The organism is Janthinobacterium sp. PC23-8 (genome assembly GCF_002250505.1).
In the GTDB taxonomy this organism is placed as follows: Bacteria; Pseudomonadota; Gammaproteobacteria; order Burkholderiales; family Burkholderiaceae_D; genus Janthinobacterium.
This window is the reverse complement of sequence record NZ_NJGY01000001.1, coordinates 278221-298624: the sequence shown is the minus strand read 5'-3', so window position 1 is coordinate 298624 and position 20404 is coordinate 278221. Positions and strand designations below refer to the sequence as shown.

Annotated in this window: 21 protein-coding genes and 1 tRNA gene; 5 read left to right on the top strand and 17 right to left on the bottom strand. The window is 63.5% G+C overall.

Going from position 1 to position 20404, the window contains the following annotated elements; genetic code table 11:
* Positions 1-5: 5 nt before the first annotated feature.
* Positions 6-101: transfer RNA gene (locus tag CD932_RS01315), tRNA-Sec, on the top strand.
* A gap of 84 nt (positions 102-185) precedes the next feature.
* On the opposite strand, the gene CD932_RS01310 is transcribed toward CD932_RS01315, so the two are convergent.
* The 8 genes from CD932_RS01310 to deoC form a co-directional block, all read right to left on the bottom strand.
* Complete coding sequence (locus CD932_RS01310) at positions 186-1199, bottom strand: ABC transporter permease (protein ID WP_254926592.1); 1014 nt, start codon at positions 1197-1199, stop codon at positions 186-188.
* Between the two features lie 26 nt (positions 1200-1225).
* Positions 1226-2827, bottom strand: a complete 1602-nt coding sequence (locus CD932_RS01305) for a sugar ABC transporter ATP-binding protein (RefSeq protein WP_094441060.1) — start codon at positions 2825-2827, stop codon at positions 1226-1228.
* 139 nt (positions 2828-2966) lie between these two features.
* Positions 2967-3977, bottom strand: a complete 1011-nt coding sequence (locus CD932_RS01300; RefSeq protein ID WP_094441059.1) for a substrate-binding domain-containing protein — start codon at positions 3975-3977, stop codon at positions 2967-2969.
* Positions 3978-3995: 18 nt separating this feature from the next.
* Positions 3996-5030 carry an ABC transporter permease gene (locus tag CD932_RS01295; RefSeq protein WP_094441058.1) on the bottom strand — a complete coding sequence of 345 codons (1035 nt, stop codon included), beginning with the start codon at positions 5028-5030 and terminating at the stop codon, positions 3996-3998.
* A 46-nt stretch (positions 5031-5076) separates the two neighbouring features.
* On the bottom strand, positions 5077-6015 hold the full coding sequence (locus CD932_RS01290; RefSeq protein ID WP_094441057.1) for a ribokinase: 939 nt from the start codon (positions 6013-6015) through the stop codon (positions 5077-5079).
* Position 6016: 1 nt separating this feature from the next.
* On the bottom strand, positions 6017-6469 hold the full coding sequence (locus CD932_RS01285; RefSeq protein WP_094441056.1) for an RbsD/FucU family protein: 453 nt from the start codon (positions 6467-6469) through the stop codon (positions 6017-6019).
* Between the two features lie 99 nt (positions 6470-6568).
* Positions 6569-8977, bottom strand: coding sequence for an aldehyde dehydrogenase family protein (locus CD932_RS01280; RefSeq protein ID WP_254926420.1), 2409 nt, complete (start codon positions 8975-8977; stop codon positions 6569-6571).
* A 5-nt stretch (positions 8978-8982) separates the two neighbouring features.
* A complete protein-coding gene (deoC, locus tag CD932_RS01275; RefSeq protein WP_176460841.1) occupies positions 8983-10065 on the bottom strand; it encodes a deoxyribose-phosphate aldolase in 1083 nt (360 codons plus the stop codon).
* 268 nt (positions 10066-10333) lie between these two features.
* On the opposite strand from deoC, the gene CD932_RS01270 reads away from it, so the two are divergent.
* Positions 10334-11116, top strand: a complete 783-nt coding sequence (locus tag CD932_RS01270) for a DeoR/GlpR family DNA-binding transcription regulator (RefSeq protein ID WP_094441055.1) — start codon at positions 10334-10336, stop codon at positions 11114-11116.
* Between the two features lie 42 nt (positions 11117-11158).
* On the top strand, positions 11159-11878 hold the full coding sequence (locus CD932_RS01265; protein ID WP_254926419.1) for an ABC transporter substrate-binding protein: 720 nt from the start codon (positions 11159-11161) through the stop codon (positions 11876-11878).
* A gap of 10 nt (positions 11879-11888) precedes the next feature.
* On the opposite strand, the gene CD932_RS01260 is transcribed toward CD932_RS01265, so the two are convergent.
* The 7 genes from CD932_RS01260 to fur all read right to left on the bottom strand — a co-directional run bounded on the left by CD932_RS01260 (position 11889) and on the right by fur (position 16540).
* Positions 11889-12617, bottom strand: a complete 729-nt coding sequence (locus CD932_RS01260) for a GGDEF domain-containing protein (protein ID WP_094443381.1) — start codon at positions 12615-12617, stop codon at positions 11889-11891.
* Between the two features lie 15 nt (positions 12618-12632).
* Positions 12633-13019 (bottom strand): DUF1987 domain-containing protein, encoded by a 387-nt coding sequence (locus CD932_RS01255; RefSeq protein WP_094441054.1) that lies wholly within the window; start codon positions 13017-13019, stop codon positions 12633-12635.
* A gap of 40 nt (positions 13020-13059) precedes the next feature.
* Positions 13060-13617: a SiaB family protein kinase gene (locus tag CD932_RS01250; RefSeq protein WP_094441053.1), complete on the bottom strand. Its 558-nt coding sequence runs from the start codon at positions 13615-13617 to the stop codon at positions 13060-13062.
* Positions 13618-13669: 52 nt separating this feature from the next.
* On the bottom strand, positions 13670-14884 hold the full coding sequence (locus CD932_RS01245) for a SpoIIE family protein phosphatase (protein WP_254926418.1): 1215 nt from the start codon (positions 14882-14884) through the stop codon (positions 13670-13672).
* Positions 14885-15062: 178 nt separating this feature from the next.
* Positions 15063-15659 carry an NAD(P)H-dependent oxidoreductase gene (locus CD932_RS01240; protein WP_254926417.1) on the bottom strand — a complete coding sequence of 199 codons (597 nt, stop codon included), beginning with the start codon at positions 15657-15659 and terminating at the stop codon, positions 15063-15065.
* Positions 15660-15703: 44 nt separating this feature from the next.
* The gene (locus tag CD932_RS01235; RefSeq protein WP_094441052.1) at positions 15704-16051 is read right to left on the bottom strand and encodes a MerR family transcriptional regulator; all 348 of its coding nucleotides are present in this window, start codon (positions 16049-16051) and stop codon (positions 15704-15706) included.
* Between the two features lie 51 nt (positions 16052-16102).
* On the bottom strand, positions 16103-16540 hold the full coding sequence (gene fur, locus CD932_RS01230) for a ferric iron uptake transcriptional regulator (RefSeq protein ID WP_094443378.1): 438 nt from the start codon (positions 16538-16540) through the stop codon (positions 16103-16105).
* A gap of 248 nt (positions 16541-16788) precedes the next feature.
* Here fur and CD932_RS01225 point away from each other — a divergent pair, with 248 nt between their 5' ends.
* Together CD932_RS01225 and CD932_RS01220 are read left to right on the top strand one after the other, a co-directional pair.
* A complete protein-coding gene (locus CD932_RS01225; protein WP_094441051.1) occupies positions 16789-17406 on the top strand; it encodes an OmpW family protein in 618 nt (205 codons plus the stop codon).
* Positions 17407-17611: 205 nt separating this feature from the next.
* Positions 17612-18154 carry a gamma carbonic anhydrase family protein gene (locus CD932_RS01220; protein ID WP_094441050.1) on the top strand — a complete coding sequence of 181 codons (543 nt, stop codon included), beginning with the start codon at positions 17612-17614 and terminating at the stop codon, positions 18152-18154.
* Positions 18155-18186: 32 nt separating this feature from the next.
* Here CD932_RS01220 and CD932_RS01215 read toward each other — a convergent pair whose 3' ends face one another.
* Together CD932_RS01215 and CD932_RS01210 are read right to left on the bottom strand one after the other, a co-directional pair.
* Complete coding sequence (locus CD932_RS01215) at positions 18187-18504, bottom strand: DUF3144 domain-containing protein (RefSeq protein WP_094441049.1); 318 nt, start codon at positions 18502-18504, stop codon at positions 18187-18189.
* 93 nt (positions 18505-18597) lie between these two features.
* Positions 18598-20250 (bottom strand): Na+/H+ antiporter, encoded by a 1653-nt coding sequence (locus CD932_RS01210; RefSeq protein WP_094441048.1) that lies wholly within the window; start codon positions 20248-20250, stop codon positions 18598-18600.
* Between the last annotated feature and the right edge of the window lie 154 nt (positions 20251-20404).

The window sequence follows — 20404 nt, the reverse complement described above, 5'->3', positions numbered from 1 at the left end:
ACCGCGGAAAGCACACTCATCCGGTGATGTGGCCGGGCTTCAAACCCGGTGGAGGGCGTCAGACGTTCTCCCGTAGGTTCGACTCCTACTGTTTTCCGCCATTTCCCTCACTAGCCGTATAGCCATCGCGCAGGTCGGATTGCGCGGCGTTGCGCATCGCTGATCCGGCCTGCACTGCCGTTCTTTTACGATGAGCGCTTGCTGGCAAATACCGCCCCCGCCAGCACGATAAAGGTTCCGACAATCACTTTCTGCCAGGTGCTTGGCACGCCGGCCAAAATCAGCACATTGTTGATCAGTGTGACCAGCAACACACCCAAAAGGGTGCCACTGACGCTGCCGCTGCCGCCGGTGATGCGCGCGCCGCCGAGGATCACGGCGGCGATCACGTCGAGCTCCATGCCGACCAGGTCGAACGGGTTGGCCAGGCGCGTGCTCGACACGTGGACGATGCCGGCCAGGCCGGCCAAAAATCCCGCGTAGCCGAACACGAAGATGTGCACGGTGCGCAGGTTGTAGCCCAGGCGCTCGGCGATCGGCAGGCTGCCGCCGATGGCGTACACGGCGCGGCCCATCAGGGTGCGGTTCAGCAGCCACCAGGTCAGGCCGGCGGCGGCGACGAGCACCAGCACGGTGGCCGGCAGCACGGCGTGCACGCCGGTGGCCGTGTCGTGGCGCCAGACGGCCAGCTTGCCGAACGCGTCCATCGAATGCGGCACGTTCATGAAGAACACGGTGCCGACAAAGGTCAGCAGAATGCCGCGGTACAGATACTGCGTGCCGATGGTGACGATCAGGGAAGGGGCCTTCAACCAGTCGACCATCAGGCCGTTGAGCACGCCCAGCAAGGTGCCACCGGCGGCGCCGGCGATCAAAATCACCGTCATGCTCGTTTCCGGGAACTGCGTCATCACCAGCTTGGTAATGCCGTACATGGTCAGCGCCGCGATGGCCGCGAACGACACGTCGATGCCGCCGGCGGCCAGCACGATCATCACGCCCAGCGCGAACAGGCCCAGCACGGTAGAAGCGCGCACGATGTCGAACACCATCGCCAGCTGGAAGAACTCGGGATTGATCGCACCGACGACCAGGCAGACGGCGACGATCAGGGCCAGCGTGAACAGCTGCGGATGGCGCGCCAGGCGCTGGCGCAGCGTGATTTTCGGCGCGCCCAGGTCGGCCGGCGTCATGGTCATGCTGCTGTTTTTCAGGGTACTCGTAGTCATGCAGCCACCTTGCTGTCGGAGATAAGGGCGTGGTACAGGGTTTCTTCGGCCAGGCCTTCGGCGTCAAACGTATTGGCGATCTGGCCCTTGCGCATCATCAGGATGCGGTCGCAGTTCTGCAGCAGTTCGGGCAGGTCGTCGCTGACCAGCACCACCGCCAGGCCGTCTTCGGCCAGGCGCTGGATGATGCGGTAGATGATGTCCTTGGAGCCGACATCGACGCCGACCGTGGGGCCGTGCAGTATCAGCACGCGCGGCTCGATCGCCAGCCAGCGGCCGATCAGCACGCGCTGCTGGTTGCCGCCCGACAGTGACTGCACCGGTCGGTCGACATCGGGCGTGGCGATCTGCAGGTCTTTCACGGTTGCCAGCGCCAGTGCCTGGGCGCGGCCCGCGTCGAGCGCGCCGAAGCGGCTGCGCAGGCGGTTCAATACCGTGGTGATGATGTTTTCGCGGATCGATTTGTCGAGAAACAGGCCTTCGCTCAGGCGGTCTTCCGGCACATAGCCGATGCGCTGCGTGATCGCGTCGCCAGGGTTGCGCAGGGTGATCTCTTTGCCGTCGAGGAAAATCGCGCCGCTGTCGGCGCCGTGCACGCCGGCCAGGGCCAGCGCCAGTTCATTGCGGCCCGAATCGAGCAGGCCGGTGATGCCGAGGATTTCGCCCTTGTGCAAGGTCAGGTCAACGCCGGAAAAATAGCCGCGCCGGCCCAGGCCCTGCACGCGCAGCAGTTCGCCGTCACCATCGACGTGCAAGCGGCGGCTGCGGTAACGCCCGCCATCGATCTGCTTGCCCGTCATGGCGTGCGTCAGTTCTGCCTTGCTGAAGTTGGCGATCGGTCCTTGCACGACCTTGCTGCCGTCGCGAAAGACGATGGCCTGGCCGCCGATGGCGTAGCATTCATCGAGCTTGTGGCTGACGAACAGCACCGCCACGCCTTGCGCGCGCAAGCCTTCGATGACGGACACCAGGTTGTCGACTTCCTTTTGCGTGAGCGAGGTGGTCGGCTCATCCATGATCACCATCTTCGCGCTGGTGGCCACCGCGCGGGCGATCGCCAGCAGCTGGCGCGTGGCGATCGGCAGTTCATCGGCGCGGGTGGACAAAAAATGGGGATCGGACGGCAGGCCGACGGCGGCCAGCGCACGCGCGGCGGTGGCCTCGACCACGCGGCGGTCGAAGCGCCGCGCCAGGCGGCCGTTGCCGGCCACCAGCTGCTCGCTCAGGGCCACGTTTTCGGCCACGCTCATGTTCGGCAGCAGCGACAGATCCTGGTATACGGTCTCGATGCCGAGCGCCAGCGACTGCAGCGGCGTCAGTGCGTCGTGCGGCTGGCCGTTGATGCGGATGCGCCCTTCGCTCGGAGGATGGGCGCCGGAAATGATCTTGATCAGGGTGCTTTTGCCGCAGCCGTTTTCGCCCAGCAAATGATAAATTTCGCCAGCTTCGATGGTCAGGTCGATGCCGCGCAGCGCATGCACGCCGGCATAGCGTTTATGGATGCCTTCGAGCTGCAGGAATACCTCGGCCTTGGCCTCGGCCTTGGCTTCGGCCTTGGCCTTCGGCGTGGCCGCCGGAATGGGGTTGGTACTGGTCATGAATCGTTTCTTTCTGCGATAGACGATGTCGCACGCGGCCGGCGTGCGCTAGACGATGCCGCACGCGGCCGGCGTGCGCTAGGCGTTGCCAGCATCGGCCTGACACGCAGGGTGCCAGGCCGATGGTCAGGACACCGTTTTAGAATGCGTATTTCTTGTAGTTGGATTTATCTACCTCGACCCACGCCTTGCCGGTGACGATAATGCCCACGCCAGGACCTTTTTTCACGGTGACCGCGTTATAGCCCGGTACGCCCATGTCCATGCCGTTGGTGATGGTCTTGCCCTGCACCAGCATCAGTGCCGCCTTGTTCATCATGATGCCGGCATCCTTCGGATCCCAGAAAGCGATGCCGCCGACCGCGCCCGATTCCAGGAACTTGGCCGCTTCGCTCGGCAAACCGGTGCCGTAGACGCAGATCTTGCCGGTCAGGCCAGCTTCTTCGATGGCGCGGCCGATGCCGAGCACGTCGAGCGAGGATGAACCCTGGAAGCCCTTGATGTCCGGGTGCTTGCGCAGGATTTCCTTGGCCTTGCCATAGGCTTTTTCAGCGTCGTTGGCGGTTTCGTTTTTCGCGTCGACCAGGGTCATTTTCGGATACTTCTTGGCGTTGTTGGCGCCGCCGTCAGCCCATTGCACTTGCGACTGGCTGCCCAGGGAGCCCAGCAAGGAGGACCATTTGCCGGTCTTGCCCATGCACTCGGCCAGGCGTTCGTTCAGACGCGCGCCGTAGGCGGTGTTGTCGAACGCTTCGATGTCGACCAGGGTGTTTTTCTGGTTGTCGGCTTCATGCGTGACGACCTTGATGCCGCGGTCGAGCGCGCGCTTGAGCACCGGTTCCAGGGTCAGCGGGTCCATCGAGACGACGGCGATGGCGTCGACCTTCTTGGCCACCAGGTCTTCCACCAGACGTTGCTGCTGCGCCGCGTCCGATTGCGCAGGGCCGATCTGGCGCGTCGTGGCCACGCCGACGTTGGCGGCGCCGAACTCCTTGACGCCCACTTCCATGCGGTTGAACCAGCTCAGGCCGGTGATTTTCACGACCGTGACGATATCGACCGGCTTTTTATTTTGTGCGTGCAGCACACCGGCGACCGACAGGGTGCCCAGGGCGATGATGGCGGCGGCGCATTTTGTTTTCGTAAGCATGTTGTCTCCAAACCCTCGTTATTTATTCGTTGAACCAGGAGGGGACTGGGTCAGCGTTGCGCTTTTGCGCGGCGTGAAAAAGTGGTAATCAGCAAGATTGATGCGGGCCGAAGCCAGGAAGCACAGCAACAGCATGCCCCAGGCGCAGTCGCGGAAGAAATTCGAGATGTCGAGCAGGTTGAAGGTGCTCGACAGCAGTTGCAAGGCGGTGGCCGAGAAGAACAGGCAGACCATGCGGCCATAGCCACCTTGCGGCCGCACGCCGGCCATCACCGCCACCAGGATGGCGATCAACAGGTAGGAGCTGCCGTAGTCGGCCTTGACGCTGGCGGTACGGGCGGCGATGATCACGCCGGCCAGGCTGGCCAGCACGCCGCACAGGGCGTAGGTGATGACCAGCATGCGGGTGCCGGGAATGCCGGCGTAGCGGGCCGCCTTGGCGTTGGTTCCCAGCAGGAACAGACGGATGCCGAAAGGGCTGTAGCGCAGCAGCCAGCCGATTGCCAGCAGCACCACCATGAAGATGATGAAAGGAATCGGCACGCCGAACAGGTTCTCGTTGCCGAGCATCGACATCGGCTCGGCGCTGGCCAGGCGCACGCTCGAACCCTTGCTTAATACAACGGCGGCACCGGTGAAGATCAGCTGCGTGCCCAGGGTGCACAGGATGGGTGTCAAGCCCACGCCGGCGATCAGCCAGCCGTTGAGCAAACCGCCGAGCAAACCCGTCGCCAGCGCCACCAGAATGAAGGTGCCCGTATAGCCCCACGGCGTGGCGTCGGCGTCGACCAGCAGCGGCACCACGGTGGCGGCGACCACGCCGGCCAGGTTGGCCATGCCCAGGCCCGACAAATCGATACCGCCATTGCCGGCGATCATGGCCAGCGAGACGCCGATGGCCAGCAGGGCCAGTTCGGGCAGCTGGCTGGCCATGGACTGGAAGTTGTACACGTCGAGGAAGTCGCCGTGCGACAGCACGGTCGCGGCAACCAGGATCAGGACGTTAATGCCCACCAAAAAATTCAGCTGTGGGTCGGAAAACTGGCGCTTCATGGCGACTCCAAAAGGTGTTCAGAAAAACAAAAACTCGGCGAAAAACTCAGTTCCTTGCCAGCAGCGCATCGACGTCCGCGCGCTGCGGCATCGACGGCGCCGTGCCGGCCCGCGTCACCGAAATGGCGGCCAACGCTGCCGCAAAGCGGGCCGCTTCCCCTGGCGCGGCGCCTTCGGCCAGCGCCGCCGCAAAGCCGCCATTGAAAGCGTCGCCGGCGCCGGTCGTCTCCAGCACGGGGCCGGCGTTGAATGGCGCGATCAAGACCGATTCGCTGGCGCTGTGCAGCAGCGCGCCTTGCGAGCCCAGCGTGATCAGTGCGCAACCGACGCCGCGCGCCAGAAAGACGTCGCCGGCGGCGCGCGCTTCATCGAGGCTGGTGACGGGCAGGCCGGTCAGGATGGCCGCTTCGTGTTCGTTGGGCGTGATGAAGTCGCACAGCGGATAGACGGCGTCATCAAAACTCAGTGCGGGCGCGGGATTGAACACCGTGATGGTGCCGGCGGCGCGGGCGATTTGCAGGCCGCGCAGGGCGGCGTCGGCGGGCTGCTCGAGCTGGGTAACAAAGACGCGCGCCTGTTCGATGGCGTCAGCGGCCGCTTCCACGTCGGCCACGCCGATCAGGCTGGCCGCGCCGGACACCACGATGATGGCGTTGTCGCCGTTTTTCTCGTTCAGGTAGATAAAGGCGGCGCCGGTCGGGTGCGTGTCGACTTGCCTGACGCGTGGCGTGATGCCGTCGCCGCGCCACAGGGCCAGCGCATTGTCGCCGAACGAGTCGCGCCCGAGGGTGCTGATAAAGGTGACCTCGGCGCCCGCGCGGGCGGCCGCCACGGCCTGGTTGGAACCCTTGCCGCCGGGGCCCATGGCAAAGCCGGAGCCGGCGATGGTCTGGCCGACGCCCGGCATGTGCGGTGCGCGGAAGGCCAGGTCGGCCACATAGATGCCGAGGATCGCGACCCCGCGTTTGGCAGAAACGGCGCCCATCTTATGCCTCGGGGGCGATTACGCCCTTTTTGAACACGAAGCAGCCGTAGAAGCGGCGCTCGCCGGTGGCGATCACGCAGTAAGCCTTGCGCGCCACATCGTAGAAGGCGAAGCGCTCGATCGAGCCCATGATGCGCTCGCGCCCTTCGGCGCGGTTGATTTCCAGCTGGACTTCGTGCTGCACCGGCAGCACGTTGTCGGGTTCACCGACGACTTCCATGCGGTGGGCGGCCACGTCGACGGCGGTGTCGAGCGCCATCACGGACAAAATGGCGCGCGCAGCTTCCCTGGTGCCGACGCCGTCGATGCGCAGCACCTTGCCCAGCATCGTCTGGCGGGCTACGGAATCGGCGGGGAAGTTGGCGTCGCACAGGATCAGTTCATCACCGTGGCCCATGGCGCGCAAGGCCTGCAGCACATCCGCATTCAACAGCGGGTCGATATTCTTTAACATTTTTGTCTCCAGATCATGATTCAATTTGTGCAGCGTTGTACGCCAGGCTTGCCGCTCGTCGTCGGCTTGCCTGGCACTGCGTTTTTACTTATTTTTTACTTACTCGCCATACGGTATCCACACATTCTTGATCTGCGTGGCATGGCGCAGCCAGACCGGGCCTTCGGCGGCCATTCCGTCGCTCCAGTCGGTGGCCAGGCCGTAGTCGACCAGCGTGCGTTTCAGGTTGCCCGTCGATAATCGCTCGGTAGTGGCCGACAGGGCCGCGTCGCCGAACGTCCAGACGGCGTCGACATCGTCGTGCTCGGCCAGGGTCGGCAGCAAGGTCGCTTGCGCGCCGGTGACGATATTGATCACGCCGCCCGGCAGGTCCGACGTTTCCAGCACCTGGTAGAAATCGGTGGCGATCAGCGCATGGCGCGTACTCGGCACGACGACCACGCGGTTGCCCATGGCCAGCAAGGGCGCGAGCAGGCTGACAAAGGCCAGCAGCGGCGACTCGTCCGGGCAGATCACGCCGACCACGCCGACCGGTTCGACCATGGCCAGGGCTACGCCGCGCATCGGCGGCACGTGCACGGCGCCTTCGTATTTGTCGGCCCAGGCGCCATAGGCGAACAGGCGGCTGATCGATTGCCCGACTTCGTTGTTGGCGGCCTCCAGGCTGACGCCGGTCAGTTCGACCAGGCGCGCGGCAAACTCCGCAGTGCGTGCCGACAGGTTCTCGGCCAGGTAGTACAAGGCTTGCGCGCGGCGGTGCGGCGTGGTGGCCGACCAGGACGCGGCGGCGTGCGCGGCGGCCACCGCATTGCGGATATCCTTGCGGTTGCCGAGGCCCACTTCGCCGGCCAGCTTGCCGTTGGCGCCAACCACGCCAAGCGACTGCTCGCCGTCGGAACGGGCCTGCTTGCCGCCCACATATAGCTTGGCGGTGCGGTCGACCAGCGGCAGGGAAGCAGCAGCTGCCACGCTGTCAACGATGGCGGCAAGCGATTTCTCGGAACTTGCCGCCTTGCGCGCCACGCGTTTGGCCCAGGCGCGCGGCTTCAGGTATTCGTAGCAGCCTTCGCGGCCGCCTTCACGGCCGAAGCCCGACTCGCGCACGCCGCCGAAACCGACGCCGGCGTCGAACAGATTGGTCGAATTGATCCACACCACGCCGGCCTTCAGGGCCGGCGCCATGGCCAGCGCCAGGCCGATGGTTTCGCTCCACACGCTGGCGGCCAGGCCGTAGCGCGAGTTGTTGGCGATCGCCAGCGCTTCATCGTGGGTGCGGAAGGTCATCGCCACCAGTACCGGCCCGAAGATCTCTTCGCTGGCCACGGTGCTGGCCGGATGCACGTTGGTGAGCAAGGTCGGCGGGAAGTAGCTGCCGCCGACCGGCATCGAGATATCGGGCTGGTAGCAGGTGGCGCCTTCCTTGACGCCGATCTCCACTAACTTGCGCACGCGCTCGTGCTGCGACGGCGCGATCAGCGAGCCGAGATCGATGGTCTTGTCGAGCGGCGTGCCGGCGCGCAGCATGCCCATGCGGCGTTTCAGGCGTGCGTAGAAGTCCTGTGCGATGCCTTCCTGTACCAAGAGGCGCGCGCCGGCGCAGCAGACCTGGCCCTGGTTGAACCAGATGGCATCGACCACGCCTTCGATGGCGGCGTCGATATCGGCGTCGTCAAACACGATGAAGGGCGACTTGCCACCCAGTTCCAGGGTCAGCGACTTGCCGCTGCCGGCAGTTTTTTCGCGGATCAGGCGGCCGACGTCGGTCGAACCGGTAAATGCGATCTTGTTCACATCCGGGTGGGCCACGATGGCCGCTCCCGTGGCGCCGTCGCCGGTGACCACGTTGAGCACGCCGCTTGGCAAGCCCGCTTGCGCGGCCAGTTCGGCGAACAGCAAGGCCGACAGTGGCGTGAATTCGGCAGGTTTCAAGACGACGGTATTGCCCAGCGCCAGGGCCGGGGCGATTTTCCATGCCAGCATCAGCAGCGGGAAGTTCCATGGCACGATCTGGCCGATCACGCCGAGCGGCACCTGGTCGGCAAATTCGCGTTCCTGCAGTTGCGCCCAGCCGGCATGGTGATAGAAGTGGCGGGCGACCAGCGGCACGTCGATATCGCGTGTTTCGCGGATCGGCTTGCCGTTGTCGAGGGCTTCGACCACGGCGAACAGGCGGGCGTGGCGCTGCACCATGCGCGCCAGGGCGTACAGGTGGCGCGCGCGGCCATGGCCGCCGATGGCGAACCAGTTTTCCTGCGCCGCGCGGGCGGCGGCAACTGCCGCGTCAACATCAAGCTGCGTGCCTTGCGCGATGCGCGCCAGCGGCTTGCCGGTGGCCGGTTCACTGGTGTCGAACAGCGAGCCTGCCGTGGCGGGCGTGAATGCGCCGTTGATGAAATGGCCGAAGCCGTCGCTGTGGCGCGCCAGCCAGGCGCGCGCGTCGGTGTCGCTTTCAGGGGCAGGGCCGTAGTCCATGGTGTCGAAGTAGTGTTTAATGCTCGTCTGGCTCATATGAATTATCCGATCGCGTGGCGGTGGAAAGCCGAGTAACGGCCGGTAACGTGGTGTTCGAGCTGGCGTTCGATATCGGCCAGCAGGGACGAGGCGCCGATGCGGAACAGGTCCGGTTCGAGCCACTCGCGTCCCAGTTCTTCCTTCATCAGGATCTGGTAATTGAGGATGTCCTTGGCCGCCGATACGCCGCCGGCCGGCTTGTAGCCCACCTTGTAGCCCGTGCGTTGCTGGTACTGGCGGATCATGCGCAGCATGATCAGGCTCACCAGCAGGGTCGCGTTGGTCGCTTCCTTGCCGGTCGAGGTCTTGATGAAATCGGCGCCTGCCATCATGCAGATCATCGAGGCCTTGGCCACGTTGCGCAGGGTTTTCAGTTCGCCCGTGGCCAGGATGGCTTTCACGTGGGCGTCGCCGCAGGCGGCGCGGAAGTCCCGCATTTCCGCGTACAGCGCTTTCCAGTTCCCGGTCAGCACGTGTTCGCGGGTGATGACGATATCGATCTCGGAGGCGCCATCGCGCACCGACGCTGCGATTTCCTTGAGCTTCAGATCATGCGGGATCAGGCCGGCGGGAAAGCCGGTCGACACGGCGGCCACCGGAATGCCGCTGCCGGCCAGCGCTTCGACGGCGGTTGCCACGTAGCGGTGGTAGACGCAGATGGCACCCGTGTGCAATTGACGGTCGCCAAAGCCCAGCGCGTCGAGCAGGTCCCGGCGCACCGGCGCGATGGCCTTGGCGCACAGGCGCTTGACGCGCTCGGTGGTGTCGTCGCCGGACAGGGTGGTCAGGTCGATGCAGCTGATGGCTTTCAACAGCCAGCCCGCTTGCGCGTCTTTCTTGACCGAGCGCCGGCCGGGCAGGGTGGCGACGCGACGCTCGGCGGCCGACAGGTTGACGCGGATATCGTCGAACCAGCTGCTGTCATACGGTACGCCCGGATTGCGCGCATGAACATGAAAGCCGGCCGGCACGATCGCTTGCACGCTGGCCGCGACGATCGCTGGCGCCGCTGCGGCGGCTTTGGCCGCTTCGGTGCGTGCGGGCGCTGCCGGGGCGACGCGCGGTGATTTGGAAGTAGTTGTCATGGTTGTGGCGACGCCGCGCAGTGGTGCACAGGCCGGTCCGAGTGATGGTGGGCGGTAGGCATAGCTTGAATCTCCGTGAACGCACTGAGCGCGTTGCATTATTGTTACTGTCCGGTGGCAAGGTGATCGAGGAAAACTCACACATTTGCACAACGGTTTTATGTTACGCCAATAACATTTATTTGTGCAACCACTTTTTTCTAATAACATGCGCAATAGTTACTGTTACAATCGCCATCTACACGTTATTAAGAACGAAAGTATTACCATGCGACAAACTGCAGGCGCCAAGGCGCGCCAACTGCGGCTGGAACGGATGCAGGCTCTAGTCAAAAGCTCGGGCCCGGCATTGTTGAGCCGTGTTGCCGAATTGCTCGGAGTGACCGAGATGACGATACGCCGCGACCTGGCGGCCGGCGACAGCACGCTGTCCTGTCTCGGTGGTTATGTTTTGGAAGCAACATTCCCAGTTGCCGCAGAAAAATACGTGCTGGCCGAGGAACTCGACCAGCATACGGTCAGGAAGCGCCTGGCCTGCCAGCGCGCCGCCAGCTTCGTCAATGACGGCGACATGCTGTTCATCGACTGCGGCACGACCATGATGCAGTTTGCTTCGGTCTTGCCAGATGAGATCGCCCTGACCGTGGTTTGTTACTCCATGAACATTGCCAATATCCTCAGCAAGCGCAGGAACACCCAGTTGATACTGCTCGGCGGCTTGTTCCAGGCCTCGTCGGAAACCTTTTATTCGGAAGAGGCGGTGCAGTACCTGGGCCACCTCGGGGTCAACAAGGCGTTTATTTCCGCCGGCGGTGCCGACCCGGTGCGTGGCGTCAGCTGTTCCCATTTTCATGAGGTGGCCGTCAAGCAGGCCGCCATCCGCAGCGCCAGCGAGCGCATACTGGTGGTCGACGAGAGCAAGCTGGGGCGGGTGCGCACGGCGTTTTTCAGCCCGCTCGACGTGTTTTCGAAAATTGTCGTTGGCGGCGAACCGACGCCGGCCCTGCGCGAGCAGTTTCAGGGTTGGCCGCTGGAGATCGCAGCGGCGTAGTTGGCTGGCAAAGCTGCCGTTGTTCAGTATCGGAGGGCAAACATGAAACAACGATCACTCGCATCGCTGCTGCTCGCCGCTGCAATGATGGCGCCCGGCAAGGCGGTGGCGCAAACCCTGCGCGTGGTCAGCGAAGTCTTGCCGCCCGCGAGCATGATGGAAAACAATGTCGTTGTCGGCCGCGAAACGGCCAAGGTGCGCGACTTGCTGGCGCGCGCCGCCATCGCCTATACGATCGAATTGCTGCCCTGGAAGCGCGCCTATGCGCAAGCGCTGCGCGAGGCCGACACCTGTATCTATTCCACCACGCGTACGCCCGAGCGCGAAGCGCTGTTTCGCTGGATCGGTCCCTTGAACGAGGCCGAATGGATCTTGTACGGCCTGGCCAGCCGCAACTTCAATTTGCGCAGCCTCGACGATGCGCGCGGCCTGGTGATCGGCACCGTGCTGGGCGACGCGCGCGACGAGTATTTGCGCGGGCGCGGCCTGGCAGTGGCGCCCGTGACGCAGGAGTGGCTCAATGCGCAAAAGCTGCTGCTGGGCCGCATCGACCTGTGGGCGGTGGGCATGGCGGCGGGCAGCCGGCCATTTGCCGGCAAAGAGTGGGAAGGCCTGGTGGTGCCGCTGCTGACCTTCAACCGCGTGCAGACTTATCTGGCCTGTAACCGGCAACTGCCGGAAAGCCAATATGGCGCCATGCAGCGCGCCGTGGCGGCCATGCGCCGCGACGGCGCGCTGGCGCGCCATGATGCGCTCAAATAAGCGGCCCGCATCATCCATCCCGCCATACGCGCACGCAATTGCGTCCGTCGCGCTTGGCCTGGTACAGTGCCTGGTCGGCATGGCTGTAGGCGTTTTCAAACGTGGTGCCGGCGCGGTTCCAGCTCATGCCCACGCTGACGGTCACCGGGCGGGTGATTGGCGCTGGCGGCTGCCGCGCGGCGATGGCGTCGCAAATGTCCTGCGCCACCTGCCGCGCTTCCTCGCGCGAGGAGGTAGGCCAGACCACCGAAAATTCCTCGCCGCCGACGCGACCGATGGGCGTGTACTGGCCCAGCAGGTCCTGCAGGCAGTCGACCACGGCGCGGATGACGCAATCGCCGGCCGGGTGGCCGAAGTCGTCGTTGACCTGCTTGAACAGGTCAATGTCGAGCACGATCAGCGCCATGTCGCCTTGCGCCAGGAGGCTTGACGCCTGTTCGATCACGGCGCCGCGATTGAGCGCGCCGGTCAGCGGATCGTGGGTAGCGCGGTATTCCAGCTGGCCGGCCAGCGCCTGCAGTTCGCGGTTGAGCACATGCATGTCGCGTTCGGCGCGGTCGCTGCGGCGTATCAGGCGGCGCGTTTCGCGCATCAGGCGTTCGTAGTGATGGACCAGCTCACCGAGCATGCGGCGCTGCGCCTCGACTGACGCACCATCATCGGCGTGCAGCGCGCGCGCGGCCGCCAGCACCGCCGATTCCTCGGTAAACAGATCGGGTTCCAGGCTTGAAGCGGACATCTGCGCGCCCACGTGCTAGTCGCCCACGGCGTGGTCGTGGAAGTCCAGCGCCGTGAAGTCCTGCTGCAGTTCCTGGCCAAATTCCAGGATGGTGTCGTCGTCCTCGTCGTGGTACCAGTTCAGGCGCACGCGGTTGCCGTCGATGGCGGCCTGGTTGAGGATATCGAACAGGGTAAACAGCATCTTGGTGCTGGAACTGTTGAAGTAGGCCAGCGAGACATGCACGGTAATCTGCGCGTCGTGGCAGGTTTCCACGTAGTTGCGCACGGCGGCATTCAGCGGACCATAAAAGGCGGCCGCGTTTTCGGGGTACGACTCGCCCTTGATCGACAGGGTGTGCTGTTCGAAGCGGAAATCGATTTCGGGCGAACTCGGTGTCGCGGCAAGGAACAACGGTGGCAAAGGGGACGATGATTGCATATGCTTTCCTGGGTCGGCTCTTTCAGATGATGGCTTTGATGCAGAAGATGGTGCTGCCCGGCTCCTGAGCGTCCTGGGCGAACTCGAATTCCAGCGGTTCGCTGGCGTCGCGCGCCAGGGTCAGAAAGCCCAGGCCGGCGCCCTTGCTGTCGGCCGGCGCCTCCTCGCGCAAGGCTTTTTTGTAGGCCAGGCGGATTTCTTCCATCGTCATCGTGTGCAGCGGTTCCAGGCGGCTGCTGATCTGCGTCACGTTTTCGGTCGAAACGGGATTGGCGCACAGCAGGAAAAAGCTGTCGCCGCGGGTGCCGATGCAAAACGAGCCGCGCCGCATCTGCTGGTCGTGCTGGGCGTTCGGCGTCAGGCTGTCGGACGAGTAGTGCATGACGTTTTGCGACATTTCGATAAACGAGGAAAAGATGCGCCGGCGCGTGGGGCCGGCCGCGCCGGCCGTGTCCAGGCGCGCCTTGATGGTTTCGGAAATGGCACTGACCACGTGCTGCGAAAAATAGCCCGTGTAGAAAAAGATGATATTGCGCTTGCGCGCCACATCCCAAAACTCGTTGAATTCTTGATACAGCACGTCAGTGCTCCTGGATGGTAATCGTTGCGGTGAGTGAAAGTGAAACGCCGCTCTACAGGCGGAAACAGAAAAACGTCAGGTCGTCGCGGCGCGGCTGCTGGCCTTGCCATGCGCCGAAGTCGTGCAGCAGGGCCGCCGCCACCTCGCCAGCTGGCGCGGTGCGGCGTGCCAGCAGCTGTTCGCGCATGCGCCGCTTGCCATAGGCGATGTCGCGCGCGCCGCCGATCTGGTCGAGCAGACCGTCGGTGGTGATAAACAGCAGGCTGCCCGGCGCGACCTCGAGCACCTGGTTGTGCCAGGCGTGGCCGGCGGGCGTATCGATATAGCCGACGCCCATGCGCGCGCCGTCCAGGCAGCGCACCTCGTCCTGCCCGGGCGCGACCAGGTACAGCGACTGTTTCGCGCCGGCAAAATGCAACTGGCCGCTGGCCTCGTCGTAGCAGATAAAGGCGCAGTCCATGCCGTCGTTCGAGCCGGCGCCATGGCTGGCGCCCGGCGTGGCGGCGTCCTGGCCCAGCAAGGTCTTGATGGCGCGGCTGACGGCGCCGATCAGGGCGGCCGGATCGCGGGGGCCAAGATCGCGCAGGGCCTGGCTCAGCGCCGAGGAGGCGATCAGGGTCATGAAGGCGCCTGGCACGCCGTGGCCGGTGCAGTCGGCCAGCGCCGCGAACCAGCCGCCCGCATGGCGTTCGAACAGATAAAAGTCGCCGCCGACGACATCGCGCGGCTGCCATTCCAGGTGGGCGTCGGGCAGGGCCGCGCGCAACTCGGCAGAAGACGAGCGCAGCAGGGCGCGCTGGATCACGCTGGCGTAATCGATGCTGTGCATGATCTGGCGGTTTTTCTCGGCCTGCAGGGTGGCCACCACGTTCATCAACTGCAAGCCGAAGCCGACGCCGGCCAGCACGCCGTCTTCGGTGATGATGAAGCCGTCGGCCAGCGCCTTTTCGCCGGCCTCGACGGCACGGAAAGTCAGGTCCTCGATGCTCGTGGCGGCGTCGACGATCAGCGGCTCCTTGTCCATGAAGGCGATGCAGCTCTTCTTGCCATACACCTCGTGATAAAACGGCTTGGACATCTGCGACATGAAGATATTGCGGCTGATCAGGCCGATCGGGCGTTGCTGTTCCGTTACAGGCAAGCTCATCATGTCGCGCCGTTCGGTAAACAGTTCCAGCACCGCGAAGTTGTTGGCGTCGGCCTGCACCGACTCGGTGGCGATGCACAGGTCGGCCGCGACCGAAGAGCGATAACGGGGAAGATGCAATCGAGAGGCGTTGAACTCCACGGGCGGCTACCTTTACAAGACGATCGGCGCCCGCTTGCCAACACCACAAGGCGGCTGGCAAAAAGGCAATCTCGATATGGTAGCGCCGGAATATGACAGGATGATTACCAACTTGCCAAACGTCTATTTGAAATGGCCGCATGGCAAGCTTTATAGTTCAAGCCAGCCTGCTTGCGAGGGTGCCCGCCTGCGCCAGCCACCGCGCGCGCTGCTGGTCCGTGGAATGAAGCAGCGGCCCGTAGCTGACGACACTGACCGGTTTGATGCCGCAAAATTCCAGCGTGGTCTTGCGCACCTGATGAATGCCCGGCATGCGGTAGACCCAGCGGAAATACCAGGGCGGCGTGTCCATTGTCACCAGCAGCTGGGCCGTGCGGCCCGCCAGCAGTTGCGCAGGGAAGGCCTTGCCGGGACGGTATTGAAAGGCAAAGCCGGGCAGTAACACGCGGTCGATGAAGCCCTTGAGCAGGGCCGGCGCACCGCCCCACCAGATCGGGTAGGCGAACACCAGGTGGCGGGCCCAGATGATCGCTTCCTGTGCGGCCAGCAGGTCCGCTTCCAGCGGCTGCACCTGGCGGTAGCCTTCATGCAGGACGGGATCAAAGGCGAGCTGGCCCAGGCGCAGCTCGCGCACCTCGTGGCCGGCGGCGCGCGCGGCCGTCACGTAGGCGTCGGCCAGGGCGGCGCAAAAACTGTCGTTCGAGGGGTGGCCGAGAATGACCAGGATGCGTTTGCGCATGAGGGCGGCTTTCATGAAGTGAGCATTCCTCATGCTAAAGCCTGTCCCATGGGGCAGAGTCAAGCGCCTTGCAAACAATCCCTGATTTGCGCATCGATGGATTCCAGCTGCGCGTTGAGCTGCCGCAGGCGGGCGATCTCGTCGTGCACGTGCGCGCGCTTGGCGGCGATATGCAGGCGCAGTGCCGCCCAGTCGGTATCGTTGCCGGCCAGGATGGGCAGCAGTTCGGCCAGGCGGAAGCCCAGGGCTTGCGCCTGGCGGATCAGGGTCACCTGTGCAAGGTTTTGCTGCGAATAGCGGCGGTAGGCACCGGTGCGCTGCACGCTTTTCAGCAGGCCCAGCGATTCATAGTGGCGCAAGGCCTTGGGGGTGGCGCCCGTCAGGCGCGCCAGTTCTCCGATATACATGCGGCTCCTTTCAACGTTGCCGCATTGTATAGCCTGGTTCCCGCACTGTCGTCAGGGCCGGCGCGCAGGAACCTTCTTTGCCGTACAGTCGGCGCAAGTGCCGTACAGCGACAGCGCGTGTTCATGCAGCACGAAGCCGCGTTCGGTGGCGATTTCGTGCTGGCGCAACTCGATGCCGTCGTCGACGAATTCATCGACCTTGCCGCAACCGGTGCAGACCAGGTGGTCGTGGTGCTGGCCCTGGTTCAGTTCGAACACGGCGTGGCCCGATTCGAAATGGCGGCGGAACAGGATGCCGGCTTCGGCGAACTGCATCAGCACGCGGTAGATGGTGGCCAGGCCCACGTCGATCTTTTCAGCCAGCAAGAGTTTATAGACCTCGTCCGCGCTCAGGTGCTTGATCGTTCCTTCTTGAAACAGTTGCAGAATCCGCAGGCGCGGTATCGTTACTTTCAACCCCGATTCGCGCAGTTCCTTCAATATATCCATCTCTTCCATCCCCTCTATGAATGCCAGATCAGTACGTATTATATCGCAAATGATTATCATTACTATTCTCATTTGACGAATGCGGCATCGGGTATTTTCGTTGCGGTGCATCATTTTCTTGATCTGTGCAAGGAAAAAATATGGGTGTTTTATGCCTTACGGCACTATTTGATGTGGATCAAAGTTTTTGCTGCACCGCACTCTTAGACTTCGCTGCGTTACTTAACGATAAAAAAGAGGGAACCAGAATGAAAAAGTCCGCAACTAAAGCCGCAATCGTTTTGGCCGCCATCGGCGCTTTCGCCGGCAACGCCATGGCACAGGAAAGTCCATGGCTGGTACGCGCGCGCGTGGTGCAGATCGATACCGCCAATAAATCCGCTCCAGTGGCTGGCGTTGGCGCATCCGACCGTATTCACGTGAGCGACAAAACCATTCCTGAAATCGATATTTCGTATTTCTTCACGCCCAACATCGCCGCTGAACTGATCCTGACCTACCCGCAAAAACATGATGTGACGCTCGACGGCGCCAAGATCGGCACCTTCAAGCATTTGCCGCCGACCCTGTCGCTGCAATACCACTTCATGCCCGAGAAACAGTTCAGCCCTTACCTGGGCGCCGGTGTCAACTACACCAATATCTCGGATGTGAAACTGCTGGGCGGCGCTGGCCGCCTGGAGCATGACAGCTGGGGTTACTCGCTGCAAGCCGGTGTCGACTACAAGCTCGACAAGAACTGGTCGCTGAACTTCGATGTGAAGAAAGTGCAGATCCGCAGCGACGTGTTTATCTCGGGCGTAAAAGCCAGTGAAGTCAAGGTCGATCCATACCTGATCGGCGTAGGCGTCGGCTACCGCTTCTGATTCATCGCACAGCCGAGAAAACGTCCATGGCGGCGTTGCACGGTCTCGCCGTACTGGCGTACTGTCTTCGACCATGCGCCTTGCCCTGAACGTTTTTCGACTGCGCGAAAAGATTGTCACATCCGGCTGCCCGCAGCCGGATTTTTTTTGCCCGTTTTTTCTTGCCGCCGCATACAATTTATATTTGTAATCAAGCGAGACCACCATGCCATTGAGTTCCTACCTGAGTACCCGGCCCGTGCTGGGCGAGCGTGTCTACCTGCACGATACGGCGCAAGTGATCGGCGACGTGCACATCGGCGACGACTGCTCGATCTGGTGCAACAGCGTGCTGCGCGGCGACGTCAACCGCATCGTGATCGGCGAGGGCAGCAATATCCAGGATTTTTCCATGGGCCATGTGTCGCACAAGAATGCGGCCAAGCCCGACGGCTCGCCCTTGACCATCGGCAAATACGTCACCATCGGCCACTCGGTGATCCTGCACGGCTGCACCATCGGCGACGAATGCCTGATCGGCATGGGCAGCATCGTGATGGATGATGCGGTGGTGGAGAAAAACGTGATGCTCGGCGCCGGCAGCCTGGTGTCGCCTGGCAAGGTACTGGAAAGCGGCCACCTGTACGTGGGCCGGCCGGCCGTCAAGGTGCGCGCGCTGACCGAGGCCGAGATCGCCCGTTTGCGCTATTCGGCCGAGCACTATGTGAGGGTCAAGAACAATTACCTTGCGGGCAAGGACGACGTTTGAGGCGCCGCCGAGGCCAGTGCTTCAACGATTGATCAAGCCTGCGGCGCGGCCGCCGGTTGCGTGTACTTGTCGAAGTTGTTGATGTAGTCGTTGAAGTTGTCGGTCAGCATGCGCTTGTACTGCTCCGTGAAAAAGGCGACCGCTTCGTCTTTTTCCTGCTGCATCTTGCTGACGTCGTTGGTCTTGCTGGCGACCAGGAAGGCATTGAAGCGGGCGGCCGCGTACAGCAGCGAGGTGGCCACGTCATTGGCCGGGTTGTGCGCACATTGTTCGTTGGCCAGGGCGATCACCTTGTCGGCGCGTTCCCAGAACTCGGGGCCAGAGGTGGGTTTGGTGGTCGGTGCGTTCATGGGATTCCTTTTCAAAGTGCGCATCAGTCTACACAGCGCATGGCGGGCTGTCCACTCACCGCCCGGCCGTCACGGCGTGATGATGGCAGGCGACTATTCTTCCAGCGTCACTTCGAGCAGGTCGATTTCGCGCAGCAGGCGCAAATGGATTGCATCGTCCAGTTCGCCTGAAATGCGCTGGCGGAACAGTTCGTCGCGTTCCGCATTGAGCGCTTCGAGGCGCAAGGCGCGTTCGGCCCTGGCCAGTTCATGCATGCGGGCCGCTTCGTCGTTGCTGCTTTCGCCATAGGCCATGCGGCGCCGGTAGGCGTCGATCAGGCGATTGGCCGCCTCGGTGACGACCTGCTCCTTGCCATCGCTGGCTATGCCCGAGCACATTTTTTCCAGCCGCGCGACAGCCGCCTCGGCGGCGGCGGCGCGGGCGTTGCGCTCCTCGCTGGAGCGGCGCGCGGGGGGCGCGAACACCAGGCCCTTGGTCAGCAGGGGCAGGGTGACGCTGGCCAGCAGCAGCGACAGCAAAATCACGCCCATGGCCAGGAAAATCACCAGGTCGCGCGCGGGAAAGCGCGTGCCGTCCGGCAAAAACAGGGGCAAGGTCAATATGCCGGCCAGGGTCAGCGCGCCGCGCACGCCGGCAAACGAGGCCACCAGCAGCAAACGCAAGCCGGGGCGGTCCTTGCTTTCCAGCGCCGTACCATTTCTGGCGGCATTTTTCTGGTGCTTGAACAAGGTCAGTTTCATCGAAATGGCGACCCACACGAAGCGCATGAAGGTCAGCCCCGCCGTGATGGCCACCACGTAGAGCGGCAGCTTCCAGGCGCTGCCCGCGCCCACTTCGGCCGAGGCCGCCTGCAGGCTGGTGATGGTGGTCGGCAGTTGCGCGCCCAGCATGACGAAGATCACGCCGTTGAGGACCAGTTGCACGGTATCCCATACGGCCTTGCGCTGGGTGCGCGTGGCGGCCAGCGGGCGGCCGATCAGGTCGGCGTAGTGCATGGACACGCCCGCCGTGGCGGCGGCCAGAATGCCCGAGCCATGGATCTGCTCGGCGCCGAGATATGCCGCGAACGGAATCAGGATGCTGATCAGGATCTGCAGGCCCGGCTCTTCGCCAACCTTGCTGACGAGCCATTTGTTGGCCAGGCCCACGCCCCAGGAAATGGCCAGGCCGATCAGGATGCCGCCGCCCGCTTCCTGCAGGAAGCTCAGCGAGGCCGCGCCGATGGAAAAGCCGCCCGTCATCATGGCGCCCACGGCAAAGGTAAAGCACACCAGGCCGGAGGCGTCATTCAACAGCGACTCGCCTTCGAGGATGTGCATCAGGCGCGGTGGAATCGGGTTGCCGGCCGCAATCGCCGACACGGCCACCGGATCGGTCGGCGACAGGATGGCGCCCAGCGCAAAGGCGACGGCCAGTGGCACGCTGGGGATCAGCCAGTCGATGAAAAAACCCATGCCCAGCACCGTAAACAGCACCAGGCCGATGGCCAGCATCAGGATCGAGCGCGCGTCGGAAAAGAAGGCGCCCTTGGGAATGCGCCAGCCATCGAGGAACAGCAGCGGCGGAATGAACAGCAGGAAAAATATCTCGGGATCGAGCGGCACTTGCAGGCCGAACAGGGCCAGGCCCGTGCCGCCGGCGATCTGAATCAGCGGCAGCGGCAGCTTGATCCAGCGCGAGCGGGCAAGAAAGCCGCACAGGACGACGGTCAGGACCAGGACAAGGATGATGGTGACGGTATGCATGAAGGAATAGGGGGGCTGGTACTAGTACGGAAACGACGATTATAAGTCGCTGCGCCCGCTTGCCGTCGTGCACTTGCTGACACAGGGCGGCGCCAGGTGCTATTGCTTACATACAACAAGTCGCAATCCGCGTAAAATCCTGCCGTTGGAGCGC